The organism is Nostoc piscinale CENA21 (assembly GCF_001298445.1).
GTDB classification, from domain to species: domain Bacteria; phylum Cyanobacteriota; class Cyanobacteriia; order Cyanobacteriales; family Nostocaceae; genus Nostoc_B; species Nostoc_B piscinale_A.
Genome location: NZ_CP012036.1, coordinates 12,816 through 38,414 on the forward strand (window position 1 = coordinate 12,816; position 25,599 = coordinate 38,414).

General features: G+C 41.2%; 17 protein-coding genes and 1 pseudogene. 11 read left to right on the forward strand and 7 right to left on the reverse strand.

The window, feature by feature from the left end:
* Positions 1-14 precede the first annotated feature (14 nt).
* On the reverse strand, positions 15-2,033 hold the full coding sequence (gene speA, locus ACX27_RS00070) for a biosynthetic arginine decarboxylase (protein WP_062298041.1): 2,019 nt from the start codon (positions 2,031-2,033) through the stop codon (positions 15-17).
* A 295-nt stretch (positions 2,034-2,328) separates the two neighbouring features.
* On the opposite strand from speA, the gene ndk reads away from it, so the two are divergent.
* The gene (ndk, locus tag ACX27_RS00075) at positions 2,329-2,778 is read left to right on the forward strand and encodes a nucleoside-diphosphate kinase (protein WP_062286928.1); all 450 of its coding nucleotides are present in this window, start codon (positions 2,329-2,331) and stop codon (positions 2,776-2,778) included.
* 61 nt (positions 2,779-2,839) lie between these two features.
* Here ndk and ACX27_RS00080 read toward each other — a convergent pair whose 3' ends face one another.
* On the reverse strand, positions 2,840-3,559 hold the full coding sequence (locus ACX27_RS00080) for a TerC family protein (protein ID WP_062286930.1): 720 nt from the start codon (positions 3,557-3,559) through the stop codon (positions 2,840-2,842).
* Positions 3,560-3,965: 406 nt separating this feature from the next.
* Here ACX27_RS00080 and ACX27_RS00085 point away from each other — a divergent pair, with 406 nt between their 5' ends.
* Positions 3,966-4,601, forward strand: coding sequence for a hypothetical protein (locus ACX27_RS00085; protein WP_062286932.1), 636 nt, complete (start codon positions 3,966-3,968; stop codon positions 4,599-4,601).
* 36 nt (positions 4,602-4,637) lie between these two features.
* Here the strand turns inward: ACX27_RS00085 and ACX27_RS00090 are convergent, their stop codons facing one another.
* Positions 4,638-5,606 (reverse strand): CHAD domain-containing protein, encoded by a 969-nt coding sequence (locus tag ACX27_RS00090; protein WP_062286934.1) that lies wholly within the window; start codon positions 5,604-5,606, stop codon positions 4,638-4,640.
* 243 nt (positions 5,607-5,849) lie between these two features.
* On the opposite strand from ACX27_RS00090, the gene ACX27_RS00095 reads away from it, so the two are divergent.
* The gene (locus ACX27_RS00095; protein ID WP_062286935.1) at positions 5,850-6,917 is read left to right on the forward strand and encodes a DUF3616 domain-containing protein; all 1,068 of its coding nucleotides are present in this window, start codon (positions 5,850-5,852) and stop codon (positions 6,915-6,917) included.
* On the opposite strand, the gene ACX27_RS00100 is transcribed toward ACX27_RS00095, so the two are convergent.
* On the reverse strand, positions 6,914-7,318 hold the full coding sequence (locus ACX27_RS00100; RefSeq protein WP_062286936.1) for an NIL domain-containing protein: 405 nt from the start codon (positions 7,316-7,318) through the stop codon (positions 6,914-6,916). The genes ACX27_RS00095 and ACX27_RS00100 overlap by 4 nt on opposite strands.
* A gap of 86 nt (positions 7,319-7,404) precedes the next feature.
* Here ACX27_RS00100 and ACX27_RS00105 point away from each other — a divergent pair, with 86 nt between their 5' ends.
* Positions 7,405-7,992 (forward strand): thioredoxin family protein, encoded by a 588-nt coding sequence (locus ACX27_RS00105; RefSeq protein ID WP_062298043.1) that lies wholly within the window; start codon positions 7,405-7,407, stop codon positions 7,990-7,992.
* 243 nt (positions 7,993-8,235) lie between these two features.
* Here ACX27_RS00105 and ACX27_RS00110 read toward each other — a convergent pair whose 3' ends face one another.
* Both ACX27_RS00110 and thrC read right to left on the reverse strand, forming a co-directional pair.
* Complete coding sequence (locus ACX27_RS00110; protein WP_062286939.1) at positions 8,236-8,511, reverse strand: MoaD/ThiS family protein; 276 nt, start codon at positions 8,509-8,511, stop codon at positions 8,236-8,238.
* A gap of 59 nt (positions 8,512-8,570) precedes the next feature.
* Positions 8,571-9,876: pseudogene (gene thrC / locus ACX27_RS00115) on the reverse strand (threonine synthase).
* 504 nt (positions 9,877-10,380) lie between these two features.
* On the opposite strand from thrC, the gene ACX27_RS00120 reads away from it, so the two are divergent.
* From ACX27_RS00120 to ACX27_RS00150, 6 genes are all read left to right on the forward strand, one after another.
* Positions 10,381-12,921, forward strand: coding sequence for a DUF7925 domain-containing protein (locus ACX27_RS00120; RefSeq protein WP_062286940.1), 2,541 nt, complete (start codon positions 10,381-10,383; stop codon positions 12,919-12,921).
* 24 nt (positions 12,922-12,945) lie between these two features.
* On the forward strand, positions 12,946-13,509 hold the full coding sequence (locus ACX27_RS00125; RefSeq protein ID WP_062286942.1) for a DUF11 domain-containing protein: 564 nt from the start codon (positions 12,946-12,948) through the stop codon (positions 13,507-13,509).
* Between the two features lie 188 nt (positions 13,510-13,697).
* Entirely contained in the window at positions 13,698-15,230 is a 1,533-nt protein-coding gene (locus ACX27_RS00130) for a DUF11 domain-containing protein (protein ID WP_062286944.1), read from the forward strand.
* A gap of 3 nt (positions 15,231-15,233) precedes the next feature.
* On the forward strand, positions 15,234-18,878 hold the full coding sequence (locus ACX27_RS00135; protein WP_062286946.1) for a hypothetical protein: 3,645 nt from the start codon (positions 15,234-15,236) through the stop codon (positions 18,876-18,878).
* A gap of 417 nt (positions 18,879-19,295) precedes the next feature.
* Positions 19,296-22,493: a lamin tail domain-containing protein gene (locus ACX27_RS00140; protein WP_062286948.1), complete on the forward strand. Its 3,198-nt coding sequence runs from the start codon at positions 19,296-19,298 to the stop codon at positions 22,491-22,493.
* Between the two features lie 261 nt (positions 22,494-22,754).
* A complete protein-coding gene (locus ACX27_RS00150; RefSeq protein ID WP_062286952.1) occupies positions 22,755-23,645 on the forward strand; it encodes a hypothetical protein in 891 nt (296 codons plus the stop codon).
* Positions 23,646-23,695: 50 nt separating this feature from the next.
* On the opposite strand, the gene ACX27_RS00155 is transcribed toward ACX27_RS00150, so the two are convergent.
* A complete protein-coding gene (locus ACX27_RS00155) occupies positions 23,696-24,898 on the reverse strand; it encodes a phosphoglycerate kinase (protein WP_062298045.1) in 1,203 nt (400 codons plus the stop codon).
* Positions 24,899-24,986: 88 nt separating this feature from the next.
* On the opposite strand from ACX27_RS00155, the gene ACX27_RS00160 reads away from it, so the two are divergent.
* Positions 24,987-25,394, forward strand: a complete 408-nt coding sequence (locus tag ACX27_RS00160) for a universal stress protein (protein WP_062286954.1) — start codon at positions 24,987-24,989, stop codon at positions 25,392-25,394.
* Positions 25,395-25,599 lie beyond the last annotated feature (205 nt).

Sequence of the window (25,599 nt, forward strand, 5' to 3'; positions counted from 1 at the left end):
TTACTTTTTACTTCCTAGCTGTTCAGATAGGTGTATCTTCTGAGACTTTGCTCGTAGGTTTGCAGTAATCTTTGCGATTCTGCTAGGGTAATGCGTTTTTCTTCTAACGCTTTCTCACAGCGTTGGCGGATATTTTCTACCATATCTTCGGAGTCGTACTGCACGTAACTTACTACCTCGCTCATGGTATCGCCTTTGACGACGTGTTGAATTTGGTAGCCTTTGGGTGTGAGTTGAATATGAACGGCGTTGGTATCACCAAACAAGTTGTGCAGGTTGCCCATGATTTCTTGGTACGCACCATTGAGGAACATTCCCAAGTAATAGGGTTCGCCTGGTTGGAAGGTGTGCAGTTCTAAAACAGATTTGACATCACGTAGGTCAATAAAGCGGTCTATTTTACCGTCACTGTCGCAGGTGAGGTCTGCCAAAATTCCCCGCCTTGTTGGTTCTTCATCGAGGCGGTGGATAGGCATAATGGGAAATAACTGGTCGATCGCCCAACAATCTGGTGCTGATTGAAACACCGACAAGTTGGAGTAGTAGATGGAAGCCATGATTTTTTCTAGGTCTTCCAGTTCATCGGGTACGTAGTCTTGCTGCCTGGTAATGTCTAGAATTTTCTGACAACAAGCCCAGTAGAGACGCTCGGCTTTGGCTCTTTCCCGTAGACGCAAAATTCCTAAGTTAAAGCGACTTATGGCTTCTTCTTTAAATTGGGTTGCGTCGTGGAAAAACTCTTGGTAGTTTTCTTTGTTAATTGATTGGTAGGTTTCCCACAAGTAATTGATAATTGGTGATTCTCCCTCTTGTGGGGGTTCGGGGGGCTGGAGGGGGACATCACTGGTACTGAGAATATCAAAAATCAGCACCGATTGGTGAGAGGCGATCGCCCTACCACTTTCACTAATCAGTGTTGGTACGGGAATTTGTCTCTCCGCACAGGTATCTTTTAACTCTGCCACAATATCGTTGGCATAGTTCTGCATGTTGTAGTTTTTCGAGGCGTAGAAGTTGGTTTGGGAACCGTCATAATCTACACCCAAGCCACCACCAACATCGAGATATTTCATATCTGCTCCCAACATCGCCAACTCTACGTAAATCCGGCTGGCTTCTTGGATAGCATCTTTAATCACATTGATGGCAGAAATTTGCGAACCGATGTGGAAATGTAACAACTGCAAAGACTCGATTAACTCGGCTTCGCGCAATTTGTCTACAGCTTCGATAATTTCGGGCATTGTCAAGCCAAATTTGGCGCGATCGCCACTGGATGTTCCCCAGCGTCCCATTCCTTGGGTGCTGAGTTTGGCACGTACTCCCAAAATTGGTTTAATCCCTAACTGGCGATTAGCCGCAATTACCAAATCAACTTCTTCAATCTGTTCTAAAACGATGATTGGGGTTTGGCCTAGTCTTTGGGCTAACATCGCCGTTTCGATGTATTCCCGGTCTTTGTAGCCGTTGCAAACGAGCATTGCGCCTGGGGTATCCAATAAAGCCAGGGCAATCATTAATTCTGGTTTGGAACCAGCTTCTAAACCAAATTGATGGGGTTTACCAAATTTGACTAAATCTTCAATCAGATGCCGTTGTTGGTTGCATTTGACAGGAAACACTCCACGATAAACACCAGGGTAGTTATAGCGAGCGATCGCTTTGGCAAAACAAGCGTTTAGCCGCTCAATGCGGTCTTCTAAAATGTCAGAAAAGCGAATCAGCAACGGTAGCCCCAAATTCCTTTGCTTTAAGGCGTTGACCAATTCAAACAAGTCAAGAGAACCCCCGCGATCGCCTTTGGGGGAAACTGTAACATGACCAGCAGCGTTAATTGAAAAATAAGGTTGCCCCCATCCTTCAATGCGGTATAGTGCTTCGCTATCCTCAATTTTCCAGGCACGAGGTAAATCGCCTGCGGCAGTGCTTGGTGGTAATAACTTTTTTTGCTTGTGATTTTTCACTTCAGATTTATGACCATTCGACGGTAGTTGTACCACCTCATCAGATGTAGCAGTTGACTCAACACCCATTTCTGACCTCTGTGTTTCACCCACGAATAAACAATTTAACGCATTCATCTGGTAATGGATATGCACCCAGTGATGATTTCTGAGATAAACTCTGATTGGTCAATTGTCATTCGTCAATTTGTCATTTGTCATTGGTCACTTGTTTTTAGACTATTGACAAAGGACAAAGCACAAAGTCTGAGCGGGGGCTTCCTCCGTAGGCGCTTTGCGGCTTGCCGCAGGCATCAGAACTTTGTAAGAGAGGACAAAAGAAAATTGACAAGATAAAAACTTTATTAAGTTTTGGGAGACAGCTTTGGAACGCACATTTTTAGCTATAAAGCCTGATGGCGTACAACGTAAACTAGTCGGCGAAATTATCCGTCGGTTTGAAACTAAGGGCTTTACCCTGGTGGGCTTGAAGTTTCTCCAAGTCAGTCGAGAACTGGCTGAACAACATTATGGTGTTCACCGGGAACGCCCATTTTTTGGTAGTTTAGTCGAATTTATCACTTCTGGCCCAGTTGTAGCGATGGTCTGGGAAGGTGATGGTGTGATTGCGGCTGCAAGAAAAATTATCGGTGCAACCAATCCCTTAACAGCAGAACCAGGCACAATTCGCGGCGACTTTGGGATTAATATTGGACGCAACTTAATTCACGGTTCCGATGCTCCCGAAACTGCACAGCAGGAAGTTGCTTTGTGGTTTAAAGATGAAGAATTAGTTAATTGGCAACCACATATTTTCCCTTGGTTGCACGAATAGGAAAAGGCAAAAGTAAAAAGGCAAAAGTAAAAAATTTTTTTACCTTTTTACTTTTAACTTTTTACTTTACTTCTGTTTTCTCCGGTTCGGCTTGGGGTAATGGTGCGGGATTCCGTTTAGAAAAGCCCCAAGCTAAAATCAAGGCGATCGCAGTGATCATTAACCATTCTGGTGGTACTAAATCATCGTTGATCACTTTTAAGAGCAAACGCAAACCTACCAACGCTACCGTCACATAACCTGCGTCTTCGAGGTTGGTATACTCATCTAACCAACGAATAAACAAGCCAGCCATAAATCGCAGTGTAATAATCCCAATGGTGGCACCTGTTAAGACTAACCATCTTTCTTGGGAAACTGCGATCGCCGTTGTGACGCTATCTAAGGAAAAGGCTAAGTCTGTGAAGGCAATTACCGGGATGGCTTGTAAAACAGTTTTAAACCTCGGCCCATGATGGTGAGAGTCTTCTGTTTCTTCTGAGGTAAAGTGTTGGAATACCAGCCACAGCAAGTAAGCCGCACCTAACAATTCAAATTGCCAGAAATTTTGTACCCAAGTAGCGGTCAAAATGAGGGAAATCCGCAACACATAGGCAATTACTAAGCCAAAGTTCAGCGCCTTAGCTTCTAGTTCCTTATCTTCTAATCCCTGAGCGATCGCAGCGAGGGCGATCGCATTGTCAGCCGATAGCACAGCCTCTAAAAACACCAGAATTAACAGGACTATAGGGGCTTCGACGCTGAAATGAAAGTGGAGATAATCAAATATGCTGTCTAGCATTCCGGGGTTCTCAAGTCAAAAATAAAAACTAACAGAATGTTTTTTCTATAAAAAGCGCAATCAATCGCTACTCTTATCCAGCTTAACTTGTAAAAGCTGCATAATCGCCGCAATCGCATCTAAGTATTTTACATTTTTATTTCAATGTAGTATTTAGAATACAAAACTCAGCAGCGATCGCTAGAAATTGGATGGAAAATATAGCCATCCGATTTGAGATATCAAGCGAGAGACAAGGTAGACAAGGAAGATAAGAGAGACAATTCTTTCTTTTTCCTTTTTCCTTTTGACTTTTTCCTTGTTGTACTAGTCTGACAGGCTGCATAAACTCATCAACCCAAACCTATTGATTGAGTGAAGGGATGAAACCCACACACTAAACACTCATATTCAAAGGAAAACAGTTATGAAAACCCATCTTTTATTGAGCCTTGCTTGTTCTATCTCTTTATTAGGTACAGTTACATCACCTACTCATGCTCAACAAGTTCCAACTGTAGAACCACAAGCCGTCAGTGCTGAAATTAGCATTCCTCAAGATACAGCAATTATTGTTGCTTTTCCTGCACCTGTTACCATCGATGTTGGGCAGAAGAAAGATTATCCTCTGACTCTTCCTTTAGCTAGTGCCATTAAAGATGCTCAAGGCAATATCATCGCGCCTGAAAATACCCCAGTCAGTATAATTTTAAAACCAAAAGAAGGCGGGGCAAAAATTATAGCACAGTCTTTAGTTATTAACGGCAAAATTGTTACCATCAAAGCCTCTAGTCAAGTTATTCCTGGTACTACCATTACCCATGTACGAGCCAATGATAAGGCGATCGAAAATGGTTCGGTTTGGGGAAGAATTGGCGGCAGTACTTTAGGCTTTCTCAGCCAAGGAGATCCTGAGCAATTTGATCGAGGAGCTATGTTAGGCAGTGCTGTAGGGTTGTTGACAGGCTTACGTTCCGCAGAAAACACCAGGATAGTGCAAATTCCCCAAAGCAGTGTTTATGTCCTATCCCTGGAGGCTCCTATTAGTTTAACTCCTCGTTAGTCCCAGAAAAAATCAGAGAAAATCATTGTCAAAATTTTACGCTGGTTGCAAGATTGCTAAATGAAAATTATGTCGATTTTCCACTATCAAGTATTTTTCTTGTAAAGGTTGCCACTGCTGCCATAATTGGTAACGATGTTCTGCTAATAAGTTAGCTAAGGTAGGCAGATGAGTGTTAAATTCTGACTTAAAAATATCTGTCAGCCACGCTCCCATCACCACGCTATCTTGAATGCTCCCTAAAATATCTTGTATGCTTTTTACTTCTGCAATGTAACCTGTGTAAGCATCTGTATATAATTCCGCAAATAATTCCATTTGATAACGCAAACGTTTTGCTTGTTTGCGTAAATCATGAATCGTCTCACCTTTACTGGTTAAATGCTGTTCTATTTTTTCAGCTTGCCAATCACTGCGAATCCTCACTTCTGATTCGGTAACTTGAGTTCCCACTAACCATCCTGGATGAAGAAAGAAAATGCTAACTTCTGGTAACAGCAAATCTGGTAATACTTGCTGAATTGGGAGAGAAGCTAAAGATTGATAGTGAGGTTTCTCTAACCATTCTTCTAATGTTTGCTTAAAAGATTTATATGGTTCATCTTTAAGTGTATTCAACACATCAGCCAAGGCAACTTCTCGCTGTTTTGCCAAAGCCTGAAAAACCTTATGTAGAGATTTCTGTTCCTTATGTGGTAGTTTTGGTTGGTAAAACTGTTCTAAACTTTCTTTGAGTACATCTAAGTCTCTCAGGCTACCTAGCCGACGAGCAATTTTACCAATATTTTTATCACTTGCTGGCTTTGGTAAATCTAGTACGATATCAAATCGACTCACTGCGGTGCGGAGACGGCGCATCCCCACACGCATTTGATGTAGTGCTTCAGGATCTTCATCTTTTTTAACAGCTTTTTCGTACTTTAACGTTTTATTAAAATGCTTTTGAATTGCTTGGTAGGCATATTCGCCTAGGGTCTTGACTGTGGATTTAGTGGCTAGTTTCATAATTAATAACAACTAGTTACTTATTGTGGTTATTGCATACTAGCATTAGTTACAAAAAAAACATCTATCTTAAGATAGCTATTTTAAATTGATAACTATAATGATGAGTATTAATGTTATCATTATTGTAAGATAAATATAAAAATAAATTGATTTTATAGAGATATTTTTCAAGTACTGATTAAAATGGTTATTATCTTGAATAATTCCGATAATTTTAGATAAAAATTTTCATAATAAAAAATGCAAAATCCACAAATTATCAAGCAAGTCATTCTCTCATTTACTGAAAGTTTTCGAGAGTACAGAACCGATATTTCAGGAGTAAAGTTAACGCCAGACAAACATTTATGGGTAGGTTCAGATGAAACTTCTACTTTGGAAAGACTAACTTTGATTGAGGAGAATAAATTTGCAGAACACCAACAATATAAAGTCTCAGATTTTTTAAAATTACCTGCCTCAGAAGACGAAGAAATTGATATTGAAGGACTGGCGTATACAGATTATTATTTATGGGTAGTCGGTTCCCATAGTTACAAACGCAAAAAACCAAAATCTGACAAATCTGATCAAAAAAATGTTTCGAGACTGGCAAAGATTGAAATTGAATCTAATCGTTATATTTTAGGCAGAATTCCTCTGATAGATGGCCACTTAATTTCTGCTTGCCAACATCCGCAAGATGCAAATTTACAGTTAACTTCTGCCAAATTAGAAATCACAAAACAAGGCAATTTACTGATGTCGGCTTTAGTAAATGACCCTCATTTAGGTGCATTTATTCAAGCTGCAATTCCTGGTAAGGATAATGGTTTTGATATTGAAGGATTAGCTATTTATCAAGATAAGATTTTTTTAGGTTTGCGCGGCCCTGTATTACGAGGTTGGGCAATAGTTTTGGAAATTGAACTACAAAACTCTAGTCCTGGATTGATGAAACTCATTCCGATTGGTGAAAATAAGAAAGAATACAAAAAACATTTCCTCTGGCTGAATGGTTTAGGAATTCGTGATTTGTGTCTGGATAGGGAAGATTTATTGATTTTAGCTGGGCCAACAATGGATTTAGATGGCCCAGTGCAAGTTTATCGTTGGCAAAATGGTGTGAAATCTTCTGAAAATCTGCTCAACTATCCACAGCTTGTGCAAGAAATTCCTTATGGAAATTGCAATGATCATGCTGAGGGGATGACTTTATTTCAAGATATATCCGGAGTGCCTTCGCTGTTAGTAGTTTATGATTCTCCGGCTGAGACTAGGTTAATTGACGATCGCAGCGTCACAGCAGATTTATTCCCCTTAAGTTAAAGGTTAGTAGAAATCGCTTGCACAGGACAAGTCGGAATACACTGTTCACAAACAATGCAGCGCGATCGCGTGAATATTAGCTTGAATGTTTCTGGATGTAGACTCAGTGCTTCTGTGGGACATACCCCAGTACATAAACCACAGTCAACACAGATATCTTCATCAATAGCAATTTCCCCCAAACTCGAAGATACACCAATATGACGCGATCGCATCCATTCAATTGCGGCATCTAACTGATCAATATCTCCTGAAAGTTCCACCACCAACTTACCGATTTGATTGGGGGCGACTTGGGCGCGGATAATATTGGCAGCTACATTAAAATCTTTTGCCAGCACATAAGTTACAGGCATTTGAATGGCACGCTTAGGAAATGTCAGAGTAACTCGTTTTTTCACAGGTTTAAGTAGGTAGAGGCGGATAGATAAAAAGAAAGCGATAAACTAAATAGTGGCAATAGTTAATAAGTATGAATAAATTTGCTATGACTACAGAAGCACCCGTCAATTCTCCCGTCAAGCCGGAATCTAAATTTGGGGCGCGTTTGAGAAACTTCTTAATTGTAATAGTAGCGATCGCCCTGAGTGTTGCCCTTGTCTTAGGATTAAGAACTGAAACTAATTCCATTTCTGTTTCTGAGTTGGCGAAAAACTCCACCCCCCTGGATGTTGCTGTGAGTAACGGTAAACCATCCATAGTTGAGTTTTATGCTGACTGGTGTACTGTTTGTCAAAAGATGGCACCAGATATGGCAGAACTAGAACAGCAGTATGCCGACAAAGCCAATTTTGTCATGCTGAACGTAGAGAACACCAAATGGTTACCAGAAATGCTGAAATATCGCGTAGATGGCATTCCCCATTTTGTATTTTTAACTAAAAATGCAGAAAGTATTGCTCAGGCGATCGGGGATATACCCCGTAATATCATGGCCAATAATGTCGAGGCGTTAGTTGCTGGTACACCCTTACCCTATGCCCAAGCTACTGGTAAAACTTCTAAAGTTTCCACCTCAGTTGTGCCAAAACAGCAAGATGATCCCCGCAGTCATGGTAGTCAAGTCGTGAATTAATTTTTTAAACATAGAACAATAAATCTAGGTTGGGTGAAACGAATACACCCCTACACCCATTCTTAACAAATAACCTTTTGGTGTGAGTCCTGTTGTCAACAAAAACAAATGCACCAGTAGAATACTCTAGGGTATCTTACTGGTGCAGCAAATCTCGACAAACAGGGGAGCAATTGAGAATAGTTTTTCGCTATTTTTATAGATAGATATTGTAACGATTTAACCGACATAGATTGTCTTGGCTCAACCGCCTGCAACAGCAGGTACAATACTCACTTCATCACCATCTTTCAACGGTGTAGCTGTTCCATCTAAAAAGCGGATATCTTCACTATTCACATATAAATTTAAAAAGCGTCGTGGTTGTCCTTGTTCATCGCACAGGCGCTCTTTAATCCCAGGACAATGTTTTTCTAAAGAATCGAACAACTCAGAAATATTGCTACCGTTACATTCGATGGTAGCTTGACTATTCGTGAACTTTTGGAGAGCAGTCGGAATTAAAACAGTAACAGCCATATTTGAAGTGTGAAGTGTGAAGTGTGAAGTATGAAGAGTGAAATTTAGGGTTTTTCACTTTAAACTAGAACTTGTTGCCATTCTAGGCGGTCTAGGGTACGTGAGCGTTCTAGCGCACGTTCAAAGCTATCGAGTTTGGCATCAATTGTCAATGGTTCACCAATGTAACCTTGAACTGCTTCTTGAGTTTTCAAACCATTGCCAGTGATATAAACCACGGTAGTTTCATCTGGATCAATTTTGCCAGCTTCTACCAATTTTTTCAGCACAGCAACGGTTGTTCCACCAGCTGTTTCTGTGAAGATACCTTCGGTTTCTGCCAGCAACTTGATGCCTTCAATGATTTCTGCATCGGTGACTGACTCAATATTACCGCCTGTTTTCTTCGCAATTTCGACAGCATAGACACCATCTGCTGGATTACCAATTGCGATCGATTTAGCAATTGTATTTGGTTTCACAGGCTTGATAAAGTCGCGGTCTTCTTTAAATGCTTGGGCGATGGGTGAACAACCATCAGCTTGTGCGCCACTGAAACGGACTTTTTTTATCTTCTACCAAACCAACTTCTACAAATTCTTTGAAGCCTTTATAGATTTTGGTAAACAGCGAACCAGAAGCCAGAGGAGCAACTACATGATCTGGTAATTGCCAACCAAGTTGTTCAGCTACTTCAAAGCCCAGAGTTTTGGAACCTTCAGAGTAGTAAGGACGCAGATTAATATTTACAAAACCCCAACCATGTGTATTTGCCACTTCTGAACAGAGGCGGTTTACTTGATCATAGTTGCCTTTAACAGCCATGAGAGTAGGACTGTAAATCAAGCTACCTAAAACTTTACCTGCTTCTAAGTCAGAGGGGATGAATACGCAGCAGTCTAAACCAGCGTGAGCCGCGATCGCAGCTGTAGAATTTGCTAAGTTACCAGTGCTGGCACAAGATACTGTAGTAAAACCTAACTCTCTAGCGCGAGACAAAGCAACTGAAACTACCCGATCCTTAAAGCTGAGGGTAGGCATGTTGACGGCATCATTTTTAATGTAAAGCTTATTCAGCCCCAGGCGGCGGGCAAGACGTTGGGAGCGCACCAAAGGAGTCATCCCAGTTCCCACATCAATTACATTGTCAGTTGCCACAGGTAAAAATTGACGATAGCGCCAGATTGAATTTGGCCCGGCTTGAATCTTTTCGCGGCTTACACTCAGGCGAATATTGTTGTAGTTATATTTCACTTCCAACGGCCCAAAGCAAAACTCACAAACATGACTAGCTTGGAGTTCATATTCTGCACCACATTCTTTACACTTCAAAGCTTCTAGATTGGCTGTGGTGGTTTGGGTGTGTGTGGAGATTGCCTGAGTCATAGCGATCGCTTTCCCTGTTTTGTCCGTCAACTGTCGCTTGATAGTATCACGAGTAAAAATACCAGTCAAACATACCCGATAAAAATAGTCGGATATTTTAATTCCAGTCATAAATTCCTTGAGCAAATAAAAATCTATTTTTTGTTTTTGATTAACACTCAGTAATACGGTATTGCCATACTAATAAAGTATAAAAAATTGAAATTATTCTCATTAATTTTTAGTCAAAAATACTGTGTATGTTTAAGTATGAATTTTTGGTATACCAGTATTTCGACTGTTTTTTAATTCCAGAAGCTTGATTTAAGGTTGTTATTGTTACGCAATATTGGTGTAATAAGTAAGAGCCAAAGTGTCAGTAAATTAGACCAAAAGTAAGTAAAATCTATAACTTTAAATAAATAAGTATTACATCATATTTGGAATTGAATTATTTAATTCCAGCATTTATATCGACTCTCATCGAAATTAATCAGGCTGCATCGTATTAAGTAACTACACCCAATGAAATCTCGTTACCAAATTCAAAAGACTAAAAACGGCGTATTTCACAATACTTTAGTAGCAACAGTGTTGTTAGCTAACGGGTTTTTCTTGGTCTTCCCAGTGTTAGCTCAAACTACGCCAACCGCAGCTGGTACACCCATCGATAACCAAGCGACAGCCACCTACGAAGACCCCAATAACCCTAACGTACCAATCAGCAGTACTTCTAACAAAGTAACTATCTCCATAGCAGAAGTAGCTGGTATTTTGGTTCAAGCTGGTACGGTTAACGACCTTACCCCCAATGGTACAGTTCAAGTTGGTGACACTTTAGAATACAACTTTACTATTACCAACATAGGTAACGACCCCACTAAATTCCGTATTCCTGGCGGAGTCGCCGTTTCAGGTAAAGGAACAGTAGTTAATAACAGCTTGGAATATTTTGATAGTGTTGCTAATAGTTGGAAGCCAGTTCCCAATGGTGGAGTAACTACAGACAATTCTGTACCAGTAAATGGTACTGTTCCAGTACGAGTACGAGTAACAGTAAATTCTGATGCAGTAGCTGGTGATAACATTTCAGTTATCCTTGGTCAAACTGTTAATCAAGTATCAAATGTGCCAAGGGTGCCTGATGGCCTCGATGTTTACACTGTAGACAACCCAGATGGTACATCTGGAGGAGAAGTTACAGGTTCGCCTGTTAACGGTGTAGTAGAAGGTAGTGCATTAGCCTCCATAACTGTTCAACCAAAGTATTATTCCTTAGCTACCATCCTCAAAACTCGCGGTGCTTATGACAACAAGAATACCGTAGCAGACATCACAGACGACACCATCAACTACAGCTTGAGTCTGCAAGTTAGGTCTACTGATAACACAGGACAAAGCATCACTCCCTCAGCTTTAGCCGGTACAAGCATCAATGTTAATGGTACTACTGGCACCTACATCTTAGTATCTGATGCAATTCCTTTTGGCACAGAATTAGCAGTCACACCCACTGCTCCCACTGGTTGGACTGTAGTTTACTCTACTACAGCTGTCACAACATCTGCTAACGCTGCTACCTGGACAACCACAGCCCCAGCTTTGTCTACTGTCACCCGCATCGGTTTTGCAAAAACTACTGTAGATGGCAACACATCTACTTATCTTCCTGCTGCTGATGCACAGTTAACCAGTTTCTCTATTCAGTTAAAAGTTAAAACTGGACAGACTGCACCTCTCACCATAGCCAACATCGCGCAAGTCTTCGGTAAAACACCAGAGACAAATGCTCCTGTATTTGACGAGTCTGGCGACCAAAATCCCAGCTACTTTGACGGCCCTCCGAATAACATGACACCCCCACGAAGTATAGATGCAGATGGGGATAATGTACCAGACCAGTTACCACCTACCGTACCTAATGGCTATCTTGATGACCCGAAAAATAATCCAAGTGTTCTGAACAACACCGGAACTGATACCAATGGTAATAATACTGGTTCAGGCCCTGGTGGTGAAGCCAACGTATTTATAATCAGCCTCAATGCACTTGTCAACGGGCCAGATGGTTCGCCGGATGCAGTAGGCCCGACTAATAACAATGATGATTTTACAAACAAATCTTCCAATGTTCCGGCTGGTCTAACTCCGGGTTCAACATTTAATCCAAATCCAGTTACTTTTAATAACACCGTTCTCAATACAGGTACTCAAACAGCCAATATTTCTTTACTACCAACACCACCAGCTACTCCAAGTCACTTGCCTAACGGTACAACTGTAACCATATCTGTTGGTTCTTCATCTGCGACTTATACATATAACGGCACAGCTTTTACATATACAACTAGTAATGGTTCTGTGGGAGGCAACCCTATCAGTGCTACTAACCCATTACAAATTGGCTCATTGGCAACAAATGGTCAATCTAGCTATACCGTCACTGTTGACTTGCCTGCTGGTACGCCACTTTCAACTGATACTAATATTCAACGCGGCTTCCCTGTACCAATCACGGCATTTATTGACGCTAATGGCAATGGTTTAGCTGATGATGCAACGTCAAATATCACTATAGACCGGGTATATACTGGTTTCTTGCAAATGATCAAACAGTCACGAATTTTACAAGGAACTGGGCCAGCAGTTCAAGGTACAGATGGCACTTTGAGTACAGACCCGAAAAAACCTGCACCGGGAAATATTGTTGAGTACGTGATTCAGTACAAAAATATTTCTGAAGTAGTACCTCCAGCCCCAAGTACGGGTAATGTGACTTTAAGTGCTGGCAGTGTGGTGATTACGGAAGATGGCACTTTAGCTCCCAATAACTGGGCGAAAGATAATGATAACAATGGTGTAATTGATACCAGTCATATTCTTGGCTCGGCTCAGGGAGCAGGAGCAGTTCAATTTTTCAGTGGCACTTCTGCTACTAATCTTCTTGGTGGTGAACAAAGTGGTACTACTGCGGTTAACGATGTCACCAAGTATATAAATACTCTTAATAACCCTGTTGCACCAGGCACAACAGGAACATTTATCTTCCAACGCAAGGTTAACTAACAGTAATTTATCAGGGTGATGAATATGAAACAAATTTTTATGGCTGGGATAGGAGCAAGTTTATTGCTGACTACAGCCTCTTTTATGACTCATTTGCCAGGGGTAATTCCTGGGCGACTATTGAATAGTGCAGTTGCTCAAAATCCGCAGAAACAGCAGGCTTTAAAGTTAGTTTTGGCGGCAGAAAAGCAGGTTTTAGTTAAAGATGAACAAGGCAAGCAAAAGGTAACTTGGCAAGCTTTGAAAGGGCAAGCAGTGGTTCAACCAGGGGATACATTACGGTACACATTGACTGGGGAAAATACAAGCGATCGCACCATTAAAAATCTTACCCTCAATCAACCTATTCCCAAGGGCATGATTTATGTTTTGAAATCTGCCAATTTCACTGGTAATGCCAAGATTAGCTATAGCATTGATGGCGCTCGTAGTTTTGGGGAAAATCCCACAATTAAAGTTACTCTTCCTAACGGCAAAGTGGAAACTAAGCCAGCACCCGCAAATGCTTATACTCACATCCGCGTGCAACTTCCCTTGGTAGCAGCAAAGACTAAGGTTCAGGTAACTTATCAAACTCAGGTACGCTAACTGACAGTTTTTGTGTTGCTTCTGGGTAAGATTTATTTACTATTCAGCCGTTGTTTTCTGTTCAGTTTGACAACTTCGGTAGACTACATAATTACTAATTCATCATTGATAGACTTCTTTTGGCTGACAATAATTTCTACTTATAAATAAATGTTTTTAATAACAAGTATTAGGGCGTTTCTGAGGAGATGAATTTAGTGAGTCGTCCTTGTAAAAAAAAACAGATAAATTTTGGTATTAACTGGAACCAACGGTTGACAAAAATAGTTCTTTTGGTTGGATTTTTGCATACTAGCGTACCCATAGCCGCAACCGCGCAAGATACTCGTGTGGTTAATCTCACTAACCAAGCTACTTATACTTATACTTATCAAGATAATGGTCAAAATATTCCATATCAAGGAATTACCAGTCAACTTCAAGTTAGTCCTAGCCCATTAGTTGACCCATCAGGAAGGATTTTAGGTTGTGGGGGTACACCCATAGCCGACTATACAGGTTTTTCTGTGGGTATGTATGAATCTAACCCTACTGACCCCACTGGAACAGAATTAGGACAATTACTTTCTTTAACCCGTACCGAAGTTCCTGATATTCCGAGTAATAATATTCCTGGTGGTCAATCACCCAACAACGAGAATAACAATCCCTTTTCGATTACTAATAATCCAGCTGGTGTCTATAATTTTTTACTTGACCCCAATCGAGGTCAAACCGATCCAGGAAGACAATATATTTTAGTCGTCAATTCTCCAGCTAATTCTATATACCAACAACGGCGGATTAAAATTGAAATCATCGATCGCACTGGTACAGGTAATAACAGTATTGTACGTTATGCTGCTACCTCTTTAGATGGTCAACCAATCCGAATTACAGGTGAAACCAGAGTAGAAGATAGCGTTGTTGTCATACCCAATGCAGAGGTAGTGGGGCTAGATTTATTAGCTTTTGCATTGACAACTAATATGTGTCAAGCACAGCAATTACAGATTATTAAAACAGGCGATCGCGCCACGGCGGAACCAGGGGATACAGTTATTTACCGCATATCTGTAAAAAACCTATCTGATACTGGTTTAAATAACTTAGTTGTCACCGATAATTTGCCTTTAGGCTTTCATTTCATTAGCAAATCTGTACGCAGTGAGTTGGATGGTCAAGCAGTTAACATTACCACGGAGCGTAATGGCAATACAGTTATCTTCCGCACAGATGTAACAATTCCATCTCAAAAAGTAGTGAATATTGCTTACGCTGCCCAACTCACACCTGATGCTGTGCGGGGGACTGGCCGCAATAGTGCGATCGCCCGTGTACTTAGAACTGACAATAGCCTAGCAGCCAAAGATGGCCCTGCAACTCACCAATTAGTCATTCGTCCTGGGATTGTAGCTGACTGCGGCACAATTATCGGTCGTGTGTTTGAAGATAAAAACTTTGACGGCGAACAGCAAAATGGTGAACCAGGAATTCCAAATGCCGTAATTTTCCTAGAAAACGGTAATCGCATCACCACAGATCCCAATGGTTTGTTTTCTGTCGCCAATGTTTTGCCAGGAAGCCATACAGGAGTACTCGACTTCAGCAGTATTCCTGGCTACACCCTAGCCCCCAACCGCAAATTCCGCGAACGTAATACCCAATCTCGCTGGGTGCGTCTAGAACCTGGCGGCTTAGTCAGAATGAACTTTGCTGTCACCCCCAGCAGGAGTAAATAAAGTATGAAACCTCAACTGCATGATGTAACTAGCTTTAATCTCAGGCTGATGGGTGCTGTAGCAGGTGCAATCAGCGTTGTTTTGTATCCGGCTGTCGTTAAAGCCCAAACATACACACCAGAAACAGAAAATAGTGTCCAGAATCAGTTTCCCTCTGCTTCTACCTTAGCCGCAGTAGATCATCAGACTTCTGTAGACACATCCAGAGAAGTTGATGAAATCTCTCAGCCAAATCCTTTGCCACAAGATAATCAGATTGATACCTCCTTGCCAGATATTAACGAACTGACTGCGGTTGAGCCTACTTTAGTAACAATCGGCATACAACCATTTCAACCTGCATCTGATATTCAAATCCCTAAAAACTTACGTAAAATTGCAGCATCTGTAGACAATCAAAACGCACCCATCAAAATTCTCAACCCATCTACTGATAGTGTGGTGGATATTCCTGCGGCTAACGTAAGTGTGCAATTTTCTAGTGGTAGTCAGATAGAATTGCGCGTCAACGGCGTACTGGTAGATTCTTCATTAGTTGGACGCACAGAAACTGATAATCAGACCAATTTAGTCACACAGACATGGTATGGTGTCTCACTCCAAGCCGGAGAAAATATCATCTCTGCACAAGAGGTTGGAAAACCAGAATCATCTGTAAAAGTAGGGGTAGTAGTGCGGAGTGTGCCAAAAAAGCTCACAATAGAAACAGTAGAAGCCCGTATCCCTGCTGATGGACGTTCCACTGCAACTATCCGTGGTGAATTAATTGATGAAAATGGCAATCGCTCTAACCATGATGCTGTTGTGACTGTAATACCAACTGCGGGAGAGTTAGTCGGGAAGGATTTCAAACCTGATGAACCAGGATTTCAGGTAGAAGCGAAAGCTGGAGAGTTTACCGCCACATTGCGTTCTGATTTAAAAGCTCAAACCGTCCGTATTCGTGCCACAACCAATGATTTAGAAGCCTTTACCCAACTGCAATTTGAAACAGCCTTGCGTCCAAGTTTATTAACTGGTGTTATCGATGTCCGTTTGGGTGCAAGAGGTACAGATTATTACAGTAGTTTTCGAGATTTTATCCGTCCTGACAAAGATACCAGCACTCAATTAGATTTTCACTCAGCGATATTTGCCACAGGTACAATAGGCGAATGGTTGTTTACAGGTGCATATAATAGTTCCCGCACTCTTAACGAAGATTGTAACTGCGACAATCGCCTATTTAGAACTTACCAATTTAGCGAACAAAACTATCCCGTTTATGGTGATAGTTCCAAAACCGATGTTGTTGCACCCTCGATTGATAGTGTATTTTTGCGGTTTGAACGCACCTCAAAAATTCCTAATGCGACTCCTGATTATTTTATGTGGGGTGATTATGACACAGAAGAGTTTGCTCGGACATCCCAACAATTTACCTCTATTACTCGTCAATTACATGGCTTTAAAACTAATTACAATTTTGGAAATTTTCAATTTACAGGTTTATATGGCAATCATCTAGAAGGCTTTCAACGAGACACCATTGCACCTGATGGTACGAGTGGTTATTACTTCCTCTCTAGAAGGTTAGTCATCGCTGGTAGTGAAAATGTCTTTCTGGAATTAGAAGAACTAAACCGTCCTGGTACTGTATTGGAGCGTAAACAACTCAGTCGTGGCCCAGACTACGAAATTGATTATGATCGCGGTACATTAATTTTTCGTGAACCGATTCTTCGTACAGATATAGATAGTAATGGACAAGTCTTAGTCCGACGCATTGTAGTGAGCTATCAATATGAAAGCCAAGACTCTGACAGTAATATCTATGCAGGTCGATTACAGTATCATTTCTCGCGCACATTGAATCAAGAAAGTTGGTTAGGTGCAACTTTTGTCCAAGAAAATCAAGGAGTTCGGGACTTTCAACTTTATGGTGCAGATGCACTTATTTCTTTAGGTAGTAATGGCAGGCTAATTGCTGAATATGCTCATTCCAGCAATGATTCGGAAGTGATTGGGAAAGTCAGTGGTGCGGCTTACCGTTTAGAAGCAGAGGGACAAATTAGCAATACTATTCAAGGACGTGCTTATTACCGATTTGCTGATACAGGTTTTGCCAATAATGCCACCATCAGCTTTGTACCTGGACAAACTCGCTATGGTGGACAAGTCACAGCGAGACTGTCACAAACAACCAATTTTCGGGCGCAATACGACCATGAAGATAACTTTGGAATTGCACCCCAACCGCTAGATACTTTTGAAGAACTATTTGCACCACGTTCAGAAGCTACACCAGGAAGTAAAGTTGATAACTCCTTGACAACAATTTCCGCCGGAATTCAACAACGCTTAGGTAAGGCTACAGTTGATGTTGATTGGATTCATCGCCATCGAGAAGATCGGATTCCGGTAAATGCTTTAACGAGTGATTCCCAGCAATTGCGATCGCGTCTGACTTTTCCCATCGTTAAAAACCTGACTTTCGCTGCCCAAAATGAACTCACTCTCTCTTCCAGTGCAGATACTGTTTACCCAGACCGTACCATCTTGGGTTTGAATTGGGCAGCAATGCCTGGTGTAAATGTCAGTCTTGCCCAACAGTTTTACAGTAGTGGTCAACAAAGTGGCAATGCCATCACCAGTTTAAGTATCAATGGCGAACATAAACTCGGCACAGATACAACTTTGACAGCTCGTTACTCAATTTTAGGAGGTGCTAACCAACTCACAACTCAAGGTGCTATTGGCCTAAATAACCGTTGGGCGATCTCTCCTGGGTTGCGGTTGAATCTGGCTTATGAACATGTATTTGGCAACTTCTTCAACCGCACCGGTGCCGGACAACAATACGCCCAACCTTTCACAGTTGGTCAAGCCGCTTCATCTATTGGATTTGAGAGTGGTGATAGTTACAGTGTTGGTTTAGAATACAGTGATAACCCTGAGTTTCAAGCCAGTGCGCGTTATGAACATCGCACTTCTGCTAGTGGTTCTAATACAGTAATTTCGGCAGCAGCTACAGGCAAAATTTCGCCAGCACTGACAGCTTTAGCACGTTATCAACAGGCAAACTCAGCTAATCAAAAACTCACAGGCTTAGGTGATACGGTAAACCTCAAACTAGGTTTAGCTTACCGTGACCCCAGCAATGATAAATTTAATGCTTTGCTACGGTATGAATACCGAGAAAATCCAGCCGTGATTCCTGACACGATTTTGTTAGGTAGTGGTACAGGCTCTCAAGACCATACTTTTGCTCTAGAAACCATCTATGCACCCAATTGGCAATGGGAATTTTACGGTAAATATGCTTTGCGGAACAGTACATCTTACCTAGCCAACGATTTAGTCGGGACTAGTAGCGTGAATTTGGGGCAATTGAGAGCTACTTACCGTATGGGATACAAGATGGATTTAGTAGGAGAAGCGCGTTGGATAGGCCAAGGTAATTATAGTGAAACAGGCTTTGTTGTCGAAACTGGTTATTATTTATCACCTAACCTGCGTTTAGCGGCTGGATATGCTTTTGGCAGAGTTGATGACCGAGATTTTTCCGGTGTGCGTTCTGCTGGTGGCCCTTATTTGGGTTTAACTTTGAAACTCAACGAGTTATTTGAAGGTTTTGGACAGCAGAAAATCCCCCCACCACAGCGTTAAAAACTTGACATTGTTAATTATCCAGACAACAAAAGTTTTGCAGATTTACATAAATATGATCAGACATAATTCTCAGTGTAAATACTGCTTACAATCTAGTCGTTTAGTAAGTCACAATGAAGCGGCTAATAATTCGGATTTTATGACTGTTGTGTAAGCGATCGCTCCCATTTTTTGGGAATTTTAATACTAGTCAAGTAATGCTATTGACAATTGGTCAAATAAACTCAATTTTTTAGGCAAAAACTCCTAGTAATTTTAATTAGAGATACATTAAAACCTATGTAATCATCCCCAATCATATACACGACATCATTATTATTGACCGACTCAACCAAATCAATGAAAATACCTCATCCAAAAATGTAGAGATGCAGAATTTCGCGTTTCTACGCTACCAAATTATATAAAAAACCTATGAAAAGCAAAATAAAAAATATATTACCCAACAGCAACTCACGACAATTAATTACTAGCCTTGCATTTTGTTTATGTATTTTGGGACAGGGAATACAATCAAGCCAAGCGGAAGGTAGCAAAGAGTTAATAGCTAATGGTGGATACAGACCTTATCTAGTATGGTCTTCTACTATAACATTAGCAGGAATTCCTTTTAAAACTACACTAAAAGTGTATGTTGAACAAGGAGAAATTGTATATCTTGGCTCTAGTGTTCACAATAACACCCAGGATATCGTCTACCGCAGCCCTTTCAACGGTCAGAATGGCTCTTGTGATGTTCTTAATACTGGTTATGGTTTGATTGATACCCTTGACAAAGAAAGTAAAGGGCCTGAGCCTTTAACTCCTGGTGGCTATACACCTTGTCAATTCACTGCGACAGAAACAGGAATTTATGAAGTAGAGTTTCGTTCCCAGACTGCTAATAGTACGTCCAATCCTACGCCTGTGACTACAACCGCAGAATTTTCTGGAATTAACCAGAGAGCAACTGTCGCCGCTTGGGATATTACAGTTAGTCGTAATGGCGTGCCTCAAAAAGGGCGAGTATTTAGCAACTATGTTGCCCTGAATATGGGGGAAAATGCTGGTATAAATGGTGCGCCTTCTGATGTAAGACTTAATTCTCAGCTATTTATTCAAACAAAAGATGGATATCGCTATCGAACAGAAATGAATGGCCTTGATCCATTTGGCTTTATATTTTTTGCTAATAGCCGGGGATATATTGATAGTACTAATAATTCAACACTCTATCACTCCATAACTTCTCCATCTGATAATACTCTTAACTTTGACGGTAACGTCAAAGTTCAACGTCCCGATGTAGCCGACACCGCGACGGACATCACCCATTTAGTTTTCTTTAATCGCCCTGCAACAGAAACACTGGTTGCTGTGGGAATTCCTTTAACGGCAACACCACCAGTTATACCTCAAAATTTTCTGTTTACTGGTGGGACTGGTGGTAGTGGTAATCAAACTTTTGTGGGTGTGGGAGGTAATTTTAGTTTTAATGCGACTTCTGGTGGTAGTTATCAAATTATTATTGACACCAACACAGATGGCATTTTCGATCCTAGTGTAGACCGAGTACTACAAAATGTGATGCTTCCTGGCCAAAATGTTGTGCCTTGGAATGGGAAGGATGCTAACGGGGTAAACCTACAACCCCGACCAGGAAATCAGCCATATAATGCCCAAATCACTACTAGAGGAGGTGAATATCATTTCCCCTTACTAGATGCAGAGAATAACTCTTTAGGATTTAAGATCACTATGGAAAATCCCCCAGGGGCGTTTCCTAACTTTCAAGATCAGAATGGGCAAAATATTGGGACTTCCACTGTTTATTACAACGATAGTAATTATACTACTGCCAATGGAACACCTATCAGTTTAGATGGCACAGGAGCTACTAGCCCTCGGAATGCTTCTAGAGGTATCAGTAGCACTGGAGGCGAACATGAATTTAATAGCAGGTATGGCGACTACAAAGGGATTGACACTTGGACTTTCTTCCCTAGCCAAGCAGTATTCAGCACTCTGGTAATCACCACAGATAAGCAAGCTAATGTCAGAGGTACTAAATCTGTTCGCTTTCTTACGGACAATGATAATAGCAATACGCTGACTGTGGGCGATAGGATTCAATACACCATCACCTATTCAAACTTAAGCCCAGGGACTAGCGACGCTATTAATTTTGTTATTAATGATACGTTGCCAAGTCAGCTAACTTTTGTGAGTGCTGCAATTACTAGTGCTACTTCGGGAAATAACATTACACGCAATTCAAATTACAACGGATCTGGTGCGTTGACTAATTCAGGTACTTTGCGTGTAGGTGATACAATCACGATTACAATTACTGCCACAATTAATAGTGCTAATAATGGTAATCCTATCAGTAACCAAGCAAGTGCTACCTTTAGTACGCCAGATAATCCTTCTGTGACTGCTGGTACTGTGGTGACAGATGCAGATTCTGCTGGTTCTAATACTAATTCGCCCAGTGTTGGTGGTTACGTTATCCAGATTGCTAATGATGGGGTAAATACAGGGAACAATCCTAGTAATACGGGAGATGATGAGCCTACGTTATTTACTGTGGGAAATATTCTTAAATACACAGTTTCACCATTAGCTGGTAAAGTCATTATCAACGAAGTGCTGTACAACGAAACAACTAATAATCTAGACGAGTTTATCGAACTTTATAATGCTTCCTCCTCAACTGTTGATTTAAGTGGTTTCAAGTTAGCGGACGGTAATCTCATAGCTAATAACATTGAAAGCTCATCAAATAGAATTAATTACACATTTCCCAATGGTACAATTCTACGGTCAGGAGAGTACGCTGTTATTTGGATAGGTTCTAATAACGCTAACACCCAAGCTACAGGAGCAGCTGTTCAACTTTGGATGGGTCTGTCTTCAAACAGACTGACTAACGCTGGTGATGATGTCTGGTTATACGATAGCCAAAATCAGATTATTGATTACATTGCTTATGGTACAGGCAATGCTATTAACACACCTCCGCCAAGTTCTCTCAATCTTTGGGACAGTACTGACCAAGCGTCCCTAGCTGGGGCTATTGATGGTGAGTCGATTAGTTTAACTCGAAATGGTAATGATACCAACACCAGTGCTTGTTGGGAAAGAACGACTAGCACCAACGCCAGTAGTAGATGTCCCAGCTATTTACCAACGAGAGATACGGATAATGTGGGTACTAGAGTCACTAGCGTAGGTGTTAATAATAATGGTAGTCCCAAGATAGTGTTAGTAAAACGCATTACCCGCATTAATAATAACGATTTAAACGATAGTGTCGATGGTGCGGGTACTGATGATAATGATTCTAAATGGCCGAGTGGTTACTTGCGTGGCAAGATAAGTGCTACTGATGTCAAGCCAGGAGATGAGGTGGAGTACACTATTTATTTCCTCTCTAATGGTAGTAGTAGTGCTACTAATGTGAAGTTCTGTGATTTAGTTCCAACTAATACTACTTTTATTGAAAATGCTTTTAATGGTCTAACACCTAACAATGGTTTAGGAGGAAATCAGGGTATTGCATTTGCTGTTGGTACTACTAATGCTTATTTAACTAATGCAGCAGATTCAGACCGAGGAGTTTTTTTATGATTCGTCTACAGCTGTAAGTTGCGGTAATAATACAAATGGGGCTGTAGTAGTGAATATTACAGACTCTAGTTTGACTAGTTTATCGCCAGCTACAGCACAAGGTGTACCAAATAATTCTTATGGTTTTGTTCGTTTCCGTGTCAAAATCAAGTAATGAAAGTTTGCCACAATTTAGCATAAGTGTTGAACGATCGCTATACCCATAGACTCTATTGTGGTATTAGTTACCTCTAGTGGCTAATACATAAAGTTGCACAGGGTATGGCAGAACCAATTAAGATTCTTTTACAAACAACAATTCCCACCACTGAAAACGACTGGAGTATTTTTCGATTCTCAATGCTCCAGGAGTATTTAGCATCTATTCAAGATGAAGCGGGTAATTATTTATTTACAGTTGTAGCACGCGATCGCATTTCCGATGCAGAAGGCAATGATCCCATTTTAGGTAGTATTGACCAATCTGATTTTGATGAACTTTGGTTATTTGCTTTAGATGTTGGTGATGGTTTAACAGCAAAAGATATTGCGGGAATTAACGCTTTTCGCCGACGTGGTGGCGGAACTTTAACCACCCGCGACCATCAAGATATGGGCTGTTCTATGTGCGATTTAATTGATATTGGTGATATCCATTATTTCAACAGCAAAAACCCAGACCCTGATCAATCTCGTTGGTGTCGAGATGATCCATATACAACTTATATTTCTTGGCCTAATTATCATTCTGGGGCGAATGGTGACTATCAACAAATAACTGTTATTGAACCAATTCACGAACTATTACAAAATCCCAATTCACCATCAGGCAAGATTGAATTTTTTCCTGCACATCCCCACGAAGGCGGTATTGGTATACCTCCCAGTCATCCCAAGGCGCAGGTAATTGCTTTAGGAAAAAGTTTAGTTACTGGTCGTGATTTTAATTTAATTGTGGCGGTTGACCATTACCAAGATACACAAGGTAATAACTTAGGGCGTACTGTTGCTACTTCCAGTTTTCATCATTTTGTGGATTATAACTGGGATATTACTAAAGGCTGTCCTAGTTTTGTTGATGAACTGCCTGGAGACGGGATGAAAAACGAGCCACTGGCTTTAGAAGATATTAAAACTTATGTTCGTAATCTGGCTTTGTGGCTGGCAAATTAAATAGCAAAGATGAAAGATGAAATTTTATATTTCATCTTTCATACTTCTAATTACGCATCATTTAAAGCCGCAATACCGGGCAGAGTTTTGCCTTCGAGTAACTCTAAGCTTGCGCCGCCACCGGTGGAGATATGGCTCATTTGGTCAGCCAAACCTACTTTTTCCACAGCCGCAACAGAGTCACCACCACCGATAATGGTAGTTGTACCTGTTTTGCTGATATCTGCAAGAGTACGTGCGATCGCTTCTGTACCGACAGCAAATTTATCAAACTCAAACACACCCATAGGCCCGTTCCAAATCACAGTTTTGCAATCAGCCAAAGCTTCTTGGAAGACTTTTACAGAGTCAGGGCCAATATCCAAGCCCATACCATCAGCAGGGATATTCTCAATGCTGACAGTGGTTGCATTGGCATCAGGGGCAAATTTATCCGCCGAGACAATATCTGTAGGTAGCAAGAAGGTAACACCTTTTTCCTTGGCTTTTGCTTCCAAAGATTTCGCTAGTTCCAGCTTGTCTTCTTCCACTAAAGACTTACCAACATTCAAACCACGGGCTTTGTAGAAGGTGAAAATCATCCCACCGCCAATGATTAGCTTGTCGCACTTCTCTAGGAGAGTTTCGATAACGCCGATTTTGCTAGAAACCTTGGAACCACCAACAATTGCAGCCAAAGGACGTTGAGGATTTTCAATCGCGCTTTGGAGGTATTGCAATTCTTTTTCAATCAAGTAGCCAGCCACAGAAGGACTCAGGTAATGAGTCACACCTTCTGTAGAAGCATGGGCGCGGTGGGCTGTACCGAAAGCATCATTTACGTAAAAATCAGCATTAGAAGCTAGTTTTTTTGCAAATTCTGGCTCGTTTTTTTCTTCTTCTTTGTAGAAACGGACATTTTCTAGTAACAGCACTTGGCCATTTGCTAACGCCGCGACTTTAGCCGCCACTTCATCACCAATACAGTCATCAGTTTTAACAACTTCTTGCCCTAACAACTCAGAGAGGCGCTTGGCAACAGGTGTTAGACGCAATTTTTCATCTACACCTTTGGGACGACCAAAATGGCTTGCTAGAATGACCTTAGCGCCCTTCTGCGTCAAATCTTTAATGGTTGGTAAAGCGGCGCGAATGCGGGTATCATCTGTGATGTTGCCTTGGTCATCCACAGGCACATTAAAGTCAACTCGCACAAAAGCGCGTTTACCAGAAATATCAGCCGCAGATAAACTTGCTAAAGTTTTTTTGGACACAGCCAAACCCTCCTGATTGCCTTTTTGTTATCGTTTTGAAAGTATAACCATCAAGATTTTACCGGAGTCTGGGGTGCGGAGGAGAGATATGTTTAAGACAGTATTATTTCCAATCGATCAAAGTCGGGAAGCACGAGAAGCTGCTGATGTAGTGGCTAACGTCGTGCAGAAGTACGGTAGCCGCTTGGTTTTGCTATCTGTGGTTGAGGAAACCGCCACAGAAGCAACCAGTTCTGATCCAATGGTGTCACCAGAGGTAGTTGCTAAACTGCTAGAAAATGCCCAAGCTTTGTTTTCACAGCAAGGTATTCAGTCTGAAATTCTAGAAAGACAGGGAAAACCAGCGTTTACTATTTGTGATGTGGCTGATGAAATCGGCGCGGATTTAATTATTATGGGCTGTCGTGGACTGGGCTTAACAGATGAAGGTGCAACGGATAGTGTGACAACCAGAGTGATTAATCTTTCTCCTTGTCCAGTTTTGATTGTGCCTTAGTTGAGTAGGTGACAGCTGACATCATCTGTTGTATTTTTGTGAGTGCGATCGCTCCGATGAAGATCAAATCAAAGTGCGATCGCCTTACATATCCCCCTTGCCAGACCATAAGAGTCTGTGTTACCAAAATAAATAGGCAAAATACTAAAAATTATCCCGTTATTTTCCCCATAGTCCTGGGAAAATAACCCCTAAAAATACTTGA

Excerpts from the sequence above, each read along its gene's own strand:
- speA (WP_062298041.1), bottom strand. The coding sequence starts at position 2,033 with ATGGGTGTTGAGTCAACTGCTACATCTGATGAGGTGGTACAACTACCG.
- ACX27_RS00080 (WP_062286930.1), bottom strand. The coding sequence starts at position 3,559 with ATGCTAGACAGCATATTTGATTATCTCCACTTTCATTTCAGCGTCGAA.
- ACX27_RS00085 (WP_062286932.1), top strand. The coding sequence starts at position 3,966 with ATGAAAACCCATCTTTTATTGAGCCTTGCTTGTTCTATCTCTTTATTA.
- ACX27_RS00090 (WP_062286934.1), bottom strand. The coding sequence starts at position 5,606 with ATGAAACTAGCCACTAAATCCACAGTCAAGACCCTAGGCGAATATGCC.
- ACX27_RS00095 (WP_062286935.1), top strand. The coding sequence starts at position 5,850 with ATGCAAAATCCACAAATTATCAAGCAAGTCATTCTCTCATTTACTGAA.
- ACX27_RS00105 (WP_062298043.1), top strand. The coding sequence starts at position 7,405 with ATGACTACAGAAGCACCCGTCAATTCTCCCGTCAAGCCGGAATCTAAA.
- ACX27_RS00110 (WP_062286939.1), bottom strand. The coding sequence starts at position 8,511 with ATGGCTGTTACTGTTTTAATTCCGACTGCTCTCCAAAAGTTCACGAAT.
- ACX27_RS00120 (WP_062286940.1), top strand. The coding sequence starts at position 10,381 with ATGAAATCTCGTTACCAAATTCAAAAGACTAAAAACGGCGTATTTCAC.
- ACX27_RS00125 (WP_062286942.1), top strand. The coding sequence starts at position 12,946 with ATGAAACAAATTTTTATGGCTGGGATAGGAGCAAGTTTATTGCTGACT.
- ACX27_RS00130 (WP_062286944.1), top strand. The coding sequence starts at position 13,698 with ATGAATTTAGTGAGTCGTCCTTGTAAAAAAAAACAGATAAATTTTGGT.
- ACX27_RS00135 (WP_062286946.1), top strand. The coding sequence starts at position 15,234 with ATGAAACCTCAACTGCATGATGTAACTAGCTTTAATCTCAGGCTGATG.
- ACX27_RS00140 (WP_062286948.1), top strand. The coding sequence starts at position 19,296 with ATGAAAAGCAAAATAAAAAATATATTACCCAACAGCAACTCACGACAA.
- ACX27_RS00150 (WP_062286952.1), top strand. The coding sequence starts at position 22,755 with ATGGCAGAACCAATTAAGATTCTTTTACAAACAACAATTCCCACCACT.
- ACX27_RS00160 (WP_062286954.1), top strand. The coding sequence starts at position 24,987 with ATGTTTAAGACAGTATTATTTCCAATCGATCAAAGTCGGGAAGCACGA.